The 12,566-nt window shown below is 71.3% G+C and carries 11 protein-coding genes and 1 pseudogene; 6 read left to right on the top strand and 6 right to left on the bottom strand.

Annotated elements, in window-relative coordinates; genetic code table 11:
* Positions 1-93: 93 nt before the first annotated feature.
* Both ACZ4Z3_RS25790 and ACZ4Z3_RS25785 read right to left on the bottom strand, forming a co-directional pair.
* Positions 94-1,986 carry an IucA/IucC family protein gene (locus ACZ4Z3_RS25790; RefSeq protein WP_468503225.1) on the bottom strand — a complete coding sequence of 631 codons (1,893 nt, stop codon included), beginning with the start codon at positions 1,984-1,986 and terminating at the stop codon, positions 94-96.
* Complete coding sequence (locus ACZ4Z3_RS25785) at positions 1,983-3,182, bottom strand: ATP-grasp domain-containing protein (RefSeq protein ID WP_468503224.1); 1,200 nt, start codon at positions 3,180-3,182, stop codon at positions 1,983-1,985. Before ACZ4Z3_RS25785 ends, ACZ4Z3_RS25790 begins: the two co-directional genes overlap by 4 nt.
* 196 nt (positions 3,183-3,378) lie before the next feature.
* On the opposite strand from ACZ4Z3_RS25785, the gene ACZ4Z3_RS25780 reads away from it, so the two are divergent.
* Positions 3,379-4,314, top strand: a complete 936-nt coding sequence (locus ACZ4Z3_RS25780; protein WP_468503223.1) for a (2Fe-2S)-binding protein — start codon at positions 3,379-3,381, stop codon at positions 4,312-4,314.
* Between the two features lie 251 nt (positions 4,315-4,565).
* On the opposite strand, the gene ACZ4Z3_RS25775 is transcribed toward ACZ4Z3_RS25780, so the two are convergent.
* Positions 4,566-5,405, bottom strand: a complete 840-nt coding sequence (locus ACZ4Z3_RS25775) for a patatin-like phospholipase family protein (RefSeq protein WP_468503222.1) — start codon at positions 5,403-5,405, stop codon at positions 4,566-4,568.
* Between the two features lie 216 nt (positions 5,406-5,621).
* Here ACZ4Z3_RS25775 and ACZ4Z3_RS25770 point away from each other — a divergent pair, with 216 nt between their 5' ends.
* The 3 genes from ACZ4Z3_RS25770 to ACZ4Z3_RS25760 all read left to right on the top strand — a co-directional run bounded on the left by ACZ4Z3_RS25770 (position 5,622) and on the right by ACZ4Z3_RS25760 (position 7,692).
* Complete coding sequence (locus ACZ4Z3_RS25770) at positions 5,622-6,197, top strand: GNAT family N-acetyltransferase (protein ID WP_468503221.1); 576 nt, start codon at positions 5,622-5,624, stop codon at positions 6,195-6,197.
* Complete coding sequence (locus ACZ4Z3_RS25765; RefSeq protein WP_468503220.1) at positions 6,194-6,784, top strand: SMI1/KNR4 family protein; 591 nt, start codon at positions 6,194-6,196, stop codon at positions 6,782-6,784. Before ACZ4Z3_RS25770 ends, ACZ4Z3_RS25765 begins: the two co-directional genes overlap by 4 nt.
* Positions 6,785-6,909: 125 nt before the next feature.
* On the top strand, positions 6,910-7,692 hold the full coding sequence (locus ACZ4Z3_RS25760; protein ID WP_468503219.1) for a polysaccharide deacetylase family protein: 783 nt from the start codon (positions 6,910-6,912) through the stop codon (positions 7,690-7,692).
* Here the strand turns inward: ACZ4Z3_RS25760 and ACZ4Z3_RS25755 are convergent.
* Both ACZ4Z3_RS25755 and ACZ4Z3_RS25750 read right to left on the bottom strand, forming a co-directional pair.
* Positions 7,681-8,169 carry an alpha/beta hydrolase gene (locus ACZ4Z3_RS25755; protein WP_468503218.1) on the bottom strand — a complete coding sequence of 163 codons (489 nt, stop codon included), beginning with the start codon at positions 8,167-8,169 and terminating at the stop codon, positions 7,681-7,683. The two genes, ACZ4Z3_RS25760 and ACZ4Z3_RS25755, sit on opposite strands and share 12 nt — an antisense overlap.
* Before the next feature lie 52 nt (positions 8,170-8,221).
* A pseudogene (locus tag ACZ4Z3_RS25750) lies at positions 8,222-8,464 on the bottom strand (alpha/beta hydrolase); the annotation flags it as partial.
* A 508-nt stretch (positions 8,465-8,972) separates the two neighbouring features.
* Between ACZ4Z3_RS25750 and ACZ4Z3_RS25745 the strand changes: the two are divergent.
* Positions 8,973-9,572, top strand: coding sequence for a DinB family protein (locus tag ACZ4Z3_RS25745; protein WP_468503217.1), 600 nt, complete (start codon positions 8,973-8,975; stop codon positions 9,570-9,572).
* A 90-nt stretch (positions 9,573-9,662) separates the two neighbouring features.
* Here the strand turns inward: ACZ4Z3_RS25745 and ACZ4Z3_RS25740 are convergent, their stop codons facing one another.
* A complete protein-coding gene (locus ACZ4Z3_RS25740; RefSeq protein WP_468503216.1) occupies positions 9,663-10,268 on the bottom strand; it encodes a cysteine hydrolase family protein in 606 nt (201 codons plus the stop codon).
* A gap of 189 nt (positions 10,269-10,457) precedes the next feature.
* Here ACZ4Z3_RS25740 and ACZ4Z3_RS25735 point away from each other — a divergent pair, with 189 nt between their 5' ends.
* Entirely contained in the window at positions 10,458-12,548 is a 2,091-nt protein-coding gene (locus ACZ4Z3_RS25735; protein ID WP_468503215.1) for a glycoside hydrolase family 43 protein, read from the top strand.
* Positions 12,549-12,566 lie beyond the last annotated feature (18 nt).

Here is a 12,566-nt window from a genome sequence, read left to right as displayed (position 1 = left end):
GCATCGCCGGACCGGATATCGGGCGCATCGCCCGACCGGACATCGGGCGCATCGCCCGCTTCGCCGGATGCGTAGCCGGTCGCGCGTCGGCCCTCACGCCGAACCTCCGCTGCGGAGAAGGTAATTGGGACCGGTCGTGTAGTGCTTGTTGATGTCGGCGGCACCCGATCGCTCCTTGCTGAGCAGGGTCCCCGCGGTCACCATCGCCTTCACCGGCAGTTCGGTGGCGTGGAGCACCCGCTCCCGCAGTGCGGTGGCCGCGTCGCCGCCGAGCCGGTCGACGGCCTCGGTGAGCCGGTCCCGTACGAGGTCGAGCAGCACCGGGAGTGGGGCACGACCGTGGCGGGCGAGGCCGAACGCGTAGGCGCCCGCGCAGAGGTGCACGGTGATCGTGGTGAACACGTCGGACACAGCCCGGTCGCCGGGGGCGAAGGTCCGGTCGTCGTCGAAGCCCCAGGTGCCGCCGCCGAGTGTGGCGGTCAGCCGGGTGCTGTTGACGCGGGGGCCGTCGTTGTCCTTCAGCAGCAGCCGCAGTTCACCGGGGGCGGGGCCGAACACCAGGGAGATGTTCTGCTGGTGGGACTCCAGCGCTATGCCGTACCCGAAGAGGGTCGTCTGCCAGTCGAACAGCAGGGTGAGCACCGCGTCGAACAGGGCGGTCACGTCACCGCCGTGGTGGCGTGCGGCGAGGTGGTCGACGACCAGGCCGCCGCCGGGCGCCTCCGCGAGGAGGGCGGCCATCGGGACGACGGCGGCGGCGTCGAGGTCCCCGGGGTAGCGGCGGCACAGGACGGCCAGCAGTTCGTGCCCGGCGTGCGCGTACACCGTCTCGTCGGCGTGCAGCACCCTGCCCCGGAAGCGGGGTTCGCGGTCGATCACCGCCTCCAGCAGCCGCTGGCCGGCGGCGCCGTCGACGAGGGTGCCGGGTTTGACGGAACGCTTGTTGCGCAGGCCCAGGGTCGAGGTGGCCAGCGGGAGTTTGAGGTGCAGGGAGGGAGCGGCGGTCGGGGCGACCGTGCGCATCGACAGGGTGGGGACGACGTCGAGGTACGGCCAGTCGGCGAGGACGGCCCGGCCCGCGAGTCCGGTCTCGCGCAGCGCGGCGTCGAGGGGCGCGCCGACGGTCGACGGGTGGACGGGCAGGGCGACATGGGTGCGGTCGAGGTCGGCGAGACCGAGGGCGGAGGGGGTGGGCCATCCGTCCGGGAGCTGCCCGGCGACGGTGACCGACTCGCGGGGCAGGGCGAGCCACTGGAGTCGGAACTCGGGGTGGAACTCCGGTGCGTAGAGCAGGAGTTGCCGCTCGTCGAGGCCGGTGCGGCCGCGTGCGGTCGGGTAGACGGGGTGGTCGAGCCGGGCGGCGAGGGTCTCGTACGCCAGCTGGCCGCGCAGCCCCGTCCATTCGGCGAGGTCGGTGCCGTACAGCTCGGCGAGCCCGTCGGCGACCTCCTTGGCGGTGTCGTCGTGCAGCCTCATCGCGACGAGGGTCTGACGGCACTCCTCGGCGAAGGCGTCGAAGCCGTCGTGGTCGACGGGGTCGGCCAGGGCGCGCAGTTGGGCGAGGGCACTCGCGCAGGTCGGGTACACGGTGCCGTCCGACTCCCGGAGGAGCAGCGGCAGCCGGGCGGCGTACACCTGCTGGAAGCCGTCCTCGGTGACGGGGAGCAGCAGGGCGTCGTCGCCGACGGGCAGACGCAGCCAGGGGCCGTCCGGCCGCTCGACAAGGGTGCTGTTCTCCCGCAGCCCGACGACGTTCTCGCGCAGCAGGGCGCTGAGCACGCGGAAGAGGAGGGCGGCCTCGGCGGGGTCGGCGGAGGCGAGGGCGTGGGGGGCGGCGGGGTCGAAGGTCCCCGGGGCGGTGGAGTCGTGCGCTGCCTGGACGGCGGGGTCGACGGCTTCCGGGGCGGCGGCTTCGGTGAGGGCTGCGGTCTCGGTGGCTGCGGTGAGGGCTGCCATCTCGGCGGCGGCTGCGGCGGTGGAGGTCACGGCTGGATCTCCCATCTGTGGGCGGCGACGAACTCCGCCACCGCTTGATCGACGGCCTCCTGACCGGTGCCGGTCGCGCGGAGCACACCCAGGTAGTCGCGGTTGGTCCGGTACAGCTCATGCCGCTCGCCGACGCGGCGCAGCGGACGGTACGTCAGATTCACTCCGGCGACGTGGAGTTCGGTCGGCTCCGGTGCCGCGACGAGGGTTCCGGCCCGGTCGGCGCACGGGTACTCCAGGCGGGCGGCGCCGTCGCGTCGTGGCTCCAGGTCGGCGGGGAGTGGCTCGCCGAGGTGGGTGCGCAGGATGTGCTCGAAGAGGGGCAGGTCGAGCAGTTCGGCGAGGAGCAGGTCGCACTGGTCGCCGATGGCCCGGTAGTTGACCTCGATGACGCGCGCCCGGCCCTCATGGACGACGAACTCGGTGTGGCAGGCGCCGAAGCCGACGCCCAGCGCGTCGAGTTGGGCGAGAACCTGCGCGAGGACCGGCTCCGGGTGGGCCGGGACGAAGGTCATCCGCTCCTCGATGAAGTACGGCGGCGGTGAGACCTCGGTGTGGAAGCCGCCGAGGACGTGCCGGACGCGACCGTCTCCGAGGGTCTCCAGGGTGTACAGCTCACCCGGCAGATACTCCTCGACGACCAGGGGGGCGCCGGTGCGGCGGGCGAGGATCTCCTTGCCGTGGGCGACGAGGTCGGCGGGGTTCTCGACGAGCACGACGTCCTCGCTGGCGACGCCCTCGCGGGGCTTGAGGACGCAGGGGTACGGCGCGTCGGCGACCGGCGGGCCGGTCAGGTCGGCCGGTTCGGCGATCTCGGCGGACCATACGGTGTCCGCCCCGGCGGCGGCGAGCCGGCGGCGCATCTCGCCCTTGTCCTTGCAGCGCAGGGTGGCCCGCCAGTCCTTGCCCGGCAGCCCGAAGTACTGCGCGGCGAGGGCGGCCTGGGTCTGGAGGTGGTCGCTGTTGGTGAAGACCGCGGCCGGCCGGTGGTGGGTGGAGATGCGGGTGATGACGGCGCGGAAGTCGCGTACGTCGCACGGGAGGACCTCGACACCGGGGTGCTCCGGGTACACGGCGCGATGGGCGTCCGGCTGGTCGGTGAGGATCGTGACGTCCGGACCGAGCCGGGCGGCGGTGGGCAGGAAACCCTCGGTGACGGAGTCGGTGGGGTTCAGGGCGAGGAGGTACAGACGCATGGGACGGTGCACGGCTTCCGCTGGCAGGTGAGGGGTCGGACGGGGCGGGCCGGCGACGAAGAGGGCCGCGGAGGCGGTCTGGTCAGCCCCGCGATTCACGATCCGCACCCCACTTGGCCATCAGCACTTGATCTTGCAGCTAAGGTAAGGCTTACCTCCTTGCCTCACCAAACTCCCTCACGCTCTGGAGTTGCCGATGACCATGGCCTCCCTGGCGCTCCCCCGGGCCGCCGCTCCCCCGCACGCCGCGGGCCTCCCCGCCGCCACGCCCACACAGGTCACGGGTCTCCTCCCCTCCACCCCGACGGGCGTCGCGGGTCTCCTCGCCGCCGCCTACCGCCGCCTTGACGAGATGTGCGAGGTGCTGTCCGTACGGGTCGGGGAACCGGGCCGAGGCCCCACGGCACCGTCACCCGTAATGACCACGGGCGCCGTGGTGTTGACGGACGGTCGGGAAGGGCTGGAGGCGTTCGTCGAGGCCGAGGCCGCGCGGATCCGGAGCCGCTACGACCACACCGCGCCCCGTCATGTCGCCGCCTCCCGGGCCCTCCATGACTACGTGTGGTCGGTCGCCCTGCTGATGAGCGGTGTCTGGTACCTGGAGCGACGGGTGCCGCGCATCGCTCCCGACGACATCCGGGTGGACGTCGCGTCGGGCACGTACGAGATTCGCCCCGGACGCGACCTCGTCTGTCTGCCGGACGACCCCGCGGCGGTGCTCGAAGGCGCGCGAACGGTCAGGCACCAGGAGGCTCTGCGGGCCGAGTTGCGGGCGGCCGTGGCGGACCACATGGGGCCGGTGCTGGACGCGTTCGGGCCGTATGTACGCCGGGGATCGCGGGCTCTGTGGGGCATGGTCTCCGACGACCTGGTCTCCGGGCTCTGGTACCTCGGGCGCATACGCGGCGACGAGGCCGCCGGGGTCAGGGCCGCGTCGGAGGTGCTGCCCGCCGCCCGCGCGCCCTTCCCGGGCGGCGCGGACTTCCGCGTACTGCGCACGGCCGACGGCCACGAGCACCCGACCCGCACGCGCAGGGGCTGCTGCCTCTACTACACGATCCGCCCGACCGAGGCCTGCTCCACCTGCCCACGCACCTGCGACGCGGAACGTCTGCGACGGCTGGAGGGCTGAGGGGGGCGGTCTACGGCCCGGGGGGCGGGGCCCGCAGGCGGCGGCCGGGAGCCGGGCGGCTCTTGCGGCCTCGATTGCCGGGCGGCTCGACGCGGGACGCCTCGGTTGCGGGGCGGCCCCGTGGCCCGGGAAGGAGCGGCGGTGGCGTGGTCCCCGAAGTCGATGCCCTGAAGTCGACTGTGCGCGCGCCGACGACCGTGGCATCGTCCCCGAAGTCGGCTGCGGGCATGCCATGTGCGCCTTGAGGCACGTCACTGCTGCCAGACCTCGACGACCGCGGGGGCCAGCGCGCCGGCCTGGGCGTGGCCCGCTCGGGCCGCGGCGGGCCGGTGTGTGTCGTCCGCCAGATCGCGGCCCATCGCGCGACGCGCGGCACTGTCCGGGGTGAGCAGGACGACACGCGCCCCGTTGGCGGAGAGTTCGGCGGACTGCTGCGTGGCGCTCGGATGCGGTCCGACCGCCCGTGGGACGGGTACGACCGCCAGTACCCGGCGGCACCCGCGGGCGAGTTGGAGGTTGGCGGTCGAACGGCTGCCGCCGTCCATCCAGCGCCGGCCGGCAACGGTGACCGGCGGCCACACGACGGGTACGGCGCAGCTCGCCGCGACCGCTTCGAGGAGTGTGACCCCGGACGTCGAGTCGAACACCTCGGTCCGCCCGTTCCGCGCGTCGACCGCGGCGATGCGCAGCTCCCGTTCGGGCCAGTCGCGTACGTCACCCAGGAGCGGGCGGACCGTGTCGAAGACGTCCGACTCCGGGCCGGTCCGGGCACGGAGTGCCGCCCGGCCGAGGCGTTCGACGGATCGCTGGGGGTCACGGGAGCGGAGCGCCGCCCAGAGGTAGGTCGCGGTCTGGCGGGCCGTCACCGGCAGCCGGACCGCGTCGGCCCCGGAGAGTTGACGCTCGTAGAGATCCATGGCCGGGACGCCGGACCGGAGCCGGGAACCGAAGACGGCGCCGGCGGACGTGCCGATGACCACATCGGCGCTCCCGAGATCGACCCCGGCCTCACTGAGCCCGGCGAGCACGCCCACCATCCAGGCTCCGCCCACCGGCCCGCCACCGCCGAGCACGAGTGCGGTGCTGGACATGACTCCCCTCCCCCTCGACGCCTGCGGACACCTCACCCGCAGGGCACAGAACGGGGAGCTGTCCCCGTTTACCCGGCCGACCTTAGCACTTGAAACGGGGAGTACTCCCCGGTACGAGGCGAGGGCTCCGCCTTGGGCCAGCCGCCCAGCGGGATCCACCCCGAGGTCGCCCGGAATCCGATGGCGCGCCGCAGTCGAAGCGTCAAGAATCACCGGATGCGTGCAGTGAAGCTGTTCGACGGGATCGTCACCCTGTCCCCGCTGCGACCGGACGATGCGGAGACCCATCTCGCCGGTGAAGACGAGGAGTTGGTTCGCTGGCTGAGCGGCGGTCGCAGCACACGCGAGGGCGTCGACGCGTACCTACGGCATTGCCAGGAGCAGTGGGAGGCCTCCGGCCCGCTGCGCGCCTTCGGCATCCGGGTGGGCACCGATGAGGTCCTGGCCGGGACGATCGACCTGCGCTTCACCATGGCGGGCCTGGCTCCCGGTCAGGTCAATGTCGCCTACGGCCTCTACCCGTCCTGGAGACGGCGCGGCCTGGCCACCCGCGCGGTGCTCCTCATCTCGGGGTACGCCGCGGCCGAGGGAGGGAGGGAGGCCGTGATCCGGGTGGAGCCGGAGAACGCCGCTTCCGCCGCGGTCGCCCGCCGGTCCGGCTTCATCCCCAGCAAGCACACACAGGATGAGGACGGGACGCGGCTCGACTGGTACGTCCGGGACCTGCGCCTCGATGCCTGGAGCGGCACACGGGCTTCGCCGTCCAGAGCGGCAGCTTCGGATCTTGCATGATGATCCGTGTGAACACCGAGACCTGCGATCCAGCCGAGTTGGTCACCCTCCGCGAGATCTTCGCGTCCCAACCCGACGCGGCGCCGCCGGCCGACTGGGAGGCGGTGCGGTCCTTCGAGGCGGAGCACGGCATCCTCCTCCCGGAGCCGTACCGGACGTTCGTGGCGGAGATCTGCGACGGGCTGCGCGCCGGACCGCCCTACTACGGTCTGCTGCCCCTCGCGGACATACCTTCGGACTGGGGCTTGAATCGCCCTGAGCGCCGTCTTGCCGAGCCCTTCCCGCTGTCGGCGGCATGGCTGTGGGAGGACGAGGGTGACGAGGAGACGCTGTCGGAGCCAGAGCTCGAGGCCCGGCTGGACCCCGTGTTCGATCACGGCTCGCTACTGCTGGGCACCGACGGCTGCGGCATGTACTGGCACTTGATCGTCACCGGACCGCAGCGCGGTCACATCTGGCAGATCGCGGGCGAGGGCGCGATCCCCTTCGGCCCCCAGTCACCCGAGGCCCTGATGCCCGGCGTGCCCGGCTTCACGGGCTGGGTGAGCCACTGGGCCCAGGGCCGCCCCTGGTTCGCGGATGCCTGAGGGCTGTTGCCGTCAAGACATGGAGGCTTTCCCGGTACACGCTCAAGGACGGGTATCGGTCGGCCGATGACGGTGGCATGGAAACGCGCTCTCTCGCTGCACGCCGTAAGGTCTCCCGCCGTCTGATGACTGCCGGGCTGCTCGCCGGGGCTTGGGGGGTGGTGTCCGGGCCGCTGACCGGGGCGGCGAGAGCTGCTTCGACGCGTCCGGGGGCGACCGCAGACGGTCTGCGGGCGCTGTTCGGGTCGGAGAACCGCGTGATCCGTACCTCTGAGCGGGTGGTCGCGGTGACCTTCAACGCGGCCTGGAACGACGCCGGCCTCGACAGCGTTCTCGACGACCTCGCCCGTCGGCGCACGCCTGCCACGTTCTTCCTGACCGGCGCTTTCGCCGACCGCCACCCCGAGGTGGTCAGGAGGGTGGCGGTCGCAGGGCACGGGTTGGGCAACCACTCCTACAGCCATCCCTACTTCAAGGACCTGACCACAGCCGGACGACGCCGCGAGGTGCAGGCAGCGGATCAGGCCCTGCGCGCGGCCGGGGCAGGACAGTCCCTGACGCCGTTCTTCCGGTTTCCCTACAGCGAGACCAGCGCTGCCCAGATCGACGAGGTCAACGGCCTGGGTTTCGCGGACATCGAATACACCGCCGACACCAATGGGTGGAAGGGCACCGAAGGCGGCATGACCGTGGACCTCGCGGTGGGCCGGGCGCTGGACGCCCTGCGTCCAGGGGCGATCATCCAGATGCACGTCGGTACGTCCGACGGCCGCGCCGAGGTGATCGACGCACAAGCCCTGCCGCGGATCCTCGACGCGATCACCGCACGTGGCTACCGCGTCCTCGACCTCCGCACCCTGCTCACCGCCGTGGCCGACCCGGCAGACAGCGGGGACCTACCGGATTGAGTCAGGCGCGCGCTCCGGAGCAGCCAGGACCCAGGCGGCGAAGGCCTCGACGCCGTCCACGACGGCCTCGAAGCGCGGGGAGTGGAACAGGTCGAACGAGTGCTGTCCACCGGGCAGTTCGGCATAGACCACGGCGCGATCCGAGACCCGGCGCAGCTGGGCGACGAAGTGCCGGGCGCCCTCCACGGTCGCCAGCGCGTCCTTGGTGCCGTGGGCGATGAGGAACGGTGGCGAACCCGGGTTGAGGTACGCGTACGGCTGGTTCGGGGACGGCGTTTCACTGGGTCGCTCGCCGAAGAAGTGGCCGTAGTAGCCGTAGAGGCCGATCGCCGCGGTGACCGAGGTGTCGGCCGACTCGAAGCCGGGCTGGAACTCCGGGTGGTTGGGCGTGAGGGCACACAGGGCGGCCAGGTTGGCGCCGGCGGAGCTGCCCGCCACGAACAGCCTCGACGGATCGGCGCCGTACTCGGGGGGCATGCTCGCGGACCCAGGCGATGACCTTCTTGGCGTCGATCTGATGGCCGGGGAACGTCGTCCGGGGCCGCAGTCGGTAGTTGGCGCTGATGCACACCCACCCCTGGCCGGCGAGCCGGTGGAGCAGGGGCCGAGCCTCGCGGTTCTTCGCTCCGCTGGTGAACCCGCCGCCGTGGAAGTAGATCAGGACCGGCGCGTTCCTCGGCGCGTCGCGGCGACGGTAGACGTCGAGGAGGTTACGGCGCCCGGCGTCGCCGTAGGGGATGTCGGGGATCCGCCGCACGTCACGCCGCCGCATCAGGCCCGGCAGCAGCAGGATGCGAGTCCAGGGCCGGTGGCGGCGCAGCGGTGCGTGCACACGATCCCGCCAGTCGGCCCCGAGGCCCTGTTCAAGTGCCCGGCCGACCACCTGATCCGTGCGCAGACCCTGCCAGGCGGAGACAGCGAGGCCGACGACGGCGACGGCGGCCACCGTCGCTGTCACTCTGGCGGCCGGGGAGTCCAGATCGCCCTGGGCGGCGGCCAGGGCGGTGGAGGCCACCAGGACATAGATGCCCACGAAGGGCAACTCGTTGAGGCCGAGGCCGCGCCAGAAACTCAGGGTCCCCAGTGGTCGAGGCCGACGTGGCGCGACAACGGCGAAGAACGTGCACCAGGCGAAGATCGTGGCCGTCGCCATGTATCCCACCGGCATGTCCATGAACCTACCCCCGTCGCCCCTGAAGATGGCCAGGCCCTCTGCCTGCCGTTGCGGACCACGTACTGGATCTTGAGAGCACGAACGCCCCATGGCAGGCTCATGCCGCATGATCGATGACTTCGCCAAACGCGACCTGCACGGGAGACTACGGCGGGACCGCGAGGCGCTGCTCTGGAAACTCGACGGCTTGTCCGATTACGACGCCCGCCGGCCTCTGACGGCGACCGGGACCAACCTCCTCGGCCTCGTCAAGCACGTGGCCACCGTCGAGGCCAGATACTTCGGCGAGGTCTTCGACCGTCCTTCCCCGGAGCCGCTGCCCCGGTGGCAGGACCACGACGGCAGCGATCTGTGGGCGACCGAGGACGAGAGCCGCGATCAGATCATCGGGTTCTACCGGCGTACGTGGGCACACTCGGACGCGACGATCAACGGGCTTCGCCTCGACGCCCCCGGCCATGTGCCGTGGTGGCCGCAGCCCCGTCCCAACACGAACCTGTTCGCCGTCATGGTCCATGTCCTCGCCGAGTCCGTCCGGCACGCCGGGCACGCCGACATCCTCCGCGAGGGCCTCGACGGCCGGACCGGATTGCGCGCCGAACACGAGACGCAGATCGACGAGGAAGCCCGTGCGGCGTACTGCGCGCAGATCGAGCAGGCCGCCAGGTCGGCCGCACCGGGCAAGGGTAGATGTCGTCTCACGTGACGTGATGTCGGTGCGGCATGATGCCGGCATCCGGCGGGCCACGGCCGGCAGTATCGTGGCGCCGAGGCGCTGGTGGGCCGGATCCACGGGTCAAGAGCCATGCCGTCCTCGCGGCTCCACCGCATGAACTTCTCGTCGCGGTGTGATGGCTTTGAGCCAGTCATCGACGGTGACGACATCTGCCCACTGCGGGAACAGCCTTTCGGTGAGCATCGTGTGGACCTCGGGGTCGGTGTCGAGGCAGGCGTCCGCCAGGACGGTGAGACCGAAGTCCAGGTCGATGGCGTGCCACAGGGTGGACAGCACGACGGCGCTGGTGGCGATGCCGGTGAGAACGAGGTTGTCGATGTCGCGTGCCCTGAGGACCAGATCGAGGTCGCTGCCCGAGAACGCGCTCCCCCTCCTCTTGGTCACCACCACGTCGCCCTGTTGGGGCGCGACGTCGTCATGGATCTCGGTGCCGGGGGCGCCCTCCGTGAACAGGCCGGCCCGCAGGACGTTCGCCATCACCTTGTTGCGAGGGCTGACTTCAGGGTCACCCGGCCGTAACCCCATCACCACGTAGATCACGGGGATGTCGGCGGCTCGGGCACCGTCGATCGCTCTGCGCAAGCGCGGCAGGTAGCCGGAACCGTCGTCGGCGATGGCCACGACGTCCCGTTGGACGTCCATCACCAGAAGTGCGCTGTTCGTCATGGTTGCCGTTCCCTCTCCGTCGGAAAACAAGAGCGAGTCTGGTACTTGTCTACGTCTCTCCCTCACGGTCGAAACTTTCGATGGCGTTCGGGGGCAGTTCGGCGATTGACGTCCGTTGGCGCAGATAGCAACACTCTTCAACGAGTTTCCAACAGGAAGCGTCAAAAGCTCGCAGCGCTGGAGGTCGGCTTGCAGGAGTACGCCGGTTACGTCTTCGTCTACTTCACCGGCGAGGGCAGCCCGGACGGCGAGCAGATCCGGTTCGCGCTCAGCCGGGGCGACGACCCGCTCCGCTGGCGGGAGTTGAACGGCGGCGCGCCGGTCCTGACGTCGGACCTCGGGACGAAGGGTCTGCGTGACCCGTTCCTCGTCCGCTCGCCGCGGGGCGACGGGTTCCATCTGATCGCCACCGACCTCCGTATGCACGGCGAGCAGAACGGCGACTGGGACCGCGTCCAGCGCACCGGCAGCACCGCGCTCATGGTCTGGGACAGCACCGACCTCGTGAACTGGACCGACCGGCGCCTGGTCCGCCTGGCCCCCGGCACGGCCGGCAACCTCTGGGCACCGGAGGCGTGTCACGATCCCGACCGGGACGAGTACGTCGTCTTCTGGGCCTCCAAGCTGTACGCCGACGACGACCCGGAACACACCGCCGACACGCACAACGTGATGCTGTACGCGACCACCCGCGACTTCCGTGTCCTCAGCGAACCCCGGCTCTGGAACGACCCCGGTCACTCCGTCATCGACTCCACGGTCGTCCGGCACGACGGCACCTACTACCGCTTCACCAAGGACGAGCGCGCCAACTCGCCCGAGGCGCCCGGCGGGAAGTTCATCACCGTGGAGAGGTCGGCCGACCTGCGGGCGACGTCGTACGCGTTCGTGGCCGACCGTGTGGGGCAGGGGGTGATCGAACAAGGCGAGGGCCCGATCGTGTTCAGGTCCAACACCGAGGCCAAGTGGTACCTGTTCGTCGACGAGTTCAGCGGGCGCGGCTACGTTCCGTTCGAGACCACCGACCTCGACTCCGGCACGTGGACGCCCTGCGAGGGCCACGCGCTGCCGCCCGGCGCACGGCACGGCTCCGTCCTGCCGGTGACCCGGGCGGAGTACGAGCGGCTGCTGGCCGCGTACGCGCCGGGCACGTCCGTCGTCGACGCCCATGTGCCGGCGGGGCTGAAAGCGTACGCCCTCGTCGACGAGCACACCTCGAAGGTCGTGCTGCCGCTGCATCCGGAAACCGAACTCGACGCGCTCGCACCCGACTTCGACCTCGCCGCGGGCTCGAGCATCGACCCGCCGTCCGGCACCCCTCGCGACTTCCGCACCCCGCGCACGTACACGGTCACGGCCGCCGACGGCACCCGGCGCACCTGGACGGTCGAGGCCCTCCATATGCGCAGCCCGCTGCTGCCGGGGCTGACCGCCGACCCCGACATCCAGGAGTTCGGCGGCCGTTACTACATCTACCCGACGACCGACGGCTTCAAGGGCTGGGGCGGCACCAAGTTCACGGTCCACTCCTCCGACGACCTCGTCACCTGGCAGGACCACGGGGTCGTCCTGGACCTGGAGACCGACGTGAGCTGGGCGGACCGGTACGCGTGGGCGCCGGCCGCCGGGGAGCGCGACGGGGCGTACTACTTCTACTTCTGCGCGAACCAGCAGATCGGCGTCGCCGTCGGGGACAGCCCCACGGGCCCCTTCCGGGACGCGCTCGACCGGCCCCTCATCGCACGGGACGACTACGCCGGCCAGATGATCGACCCGGCCGTGTTCCGGGACGACGACGGCACCACGTACCTGTACTGGGGCAACACCGAGGCGTACGGGGTGCCCCTCCGCGACGACATGGTGTCGTTCGACCCGGAGCGGGTGCGGCGGTTCACCCCCGAGGGCTTTCGCGAGGGCGCCTTCGTCATCAAGCGGCGGGGCGTCTACTACTTCATGTGGTCGGAGGACGACACCCGCAGCGAGGACTACCGGGTCGCCTACGCCACCGGGCCCTCGCCGCTCGGGCCGTGGACCGAGAAGGGGGTGATCCTGCGCAAGCGCCCCGAGTACGGGATCCTCGCGACGGGCCATCACACCGTCGTGAACGTCCCCGGCACCGACGACTGGTTCATCTGCTACCACCGGTTCGCGGTTCCCGGCCCCGGAACCCCGCGCGGCGACGGCACGCACCGCGAGTCGACCCTGGACCGGCTGGTGTTCGCGGCCGACGGCTCCATCGAGGAGGTCGTCCCCACCCTCGGGTCCATCGACCCCGTCTGAGCCTCTTCCGAGCACACG

The organism is Streptomyces sp. NPDC030296 (genome assembly GCF_055572815.1).
This window is presented reverse-complemented; position numbering and strand designations above follow the sequence as displayed.

What these genes read in the sequence shown, in the direction of transcription:
- ACZ4Z3_RS25785 (WP_468503224.1), bottom strand. Translation starts at nt 3,182, where the DNA reads ATGCGTCTGTACCTCCTCGCCCTGAACCCCACCGACTCCGTCACCGAG.
- ACZ4Z3_RS25780 (WP_468503223.1), top strand. Translation starts at nt 3,379, where the DNA reads ATGACCATGGCCTCCCTGGCGCTCCCCCGGGCCGCCGCTCCCCCGCAC.
- ACZ4Z3_RS25775 (WP_468503222.1), bottom strand. Translation starts at nt 5,405, where the DNA reads ATGTCCAGCACCGCACTCGTGCTCGGCGGTGGCGGGCCGGTGGGCGGA.
- ACZ4Z3_RS25770 (WP_468503221.1), top strand. Translation starts at nt 5,622, where the DNA reads ATGCGTGCAGTGAAGCTGTTCGACGGGATCGTCACCCTGTCCCCGCTG.
- ACZ4Z3_RS25765 (WP_468503220.1), top strand. Translation starts at nt 6,194, where the DNA reads ATGATGATCCGTGTGAACACCGAGACCTGCGATCCAGCCGAGTTGGTC.
- ACZ4Z3_RS25760 (WP_468503219.1), top strand. Translation starts at nt 6,910, where the DNA reads ATGACTGCCGGGCTGCTCGCCGGGGCTTGGGGGGTGGTGTCCGGGCCG.
- ACZ4Z3_RS25755 (WP_468503218.1), bottom strand. Translation starts at nt 8,169, where the DNA reads ATGCCCCCCGAGTACGGCGCCGATCCGTCGAGGCTGTTCGTGGCGGGC.
- ACZ4Z3_RS25745 (WP_468503217.1), top strand. Translation starts at nt 8,973, where the DNA reads ATGATCGATGACTTCGCCAAACGCGACCTGCACGGGAGACTACGGCGG.
- ACZ4Z3_RS25740 (WP_468503216.1), bottom strand. Translation starts at nt 10,268, where the DNA reads ATGACGAACAGCGCACTTCTGGTGATGGACGTCCAACGGGACGTCGTG.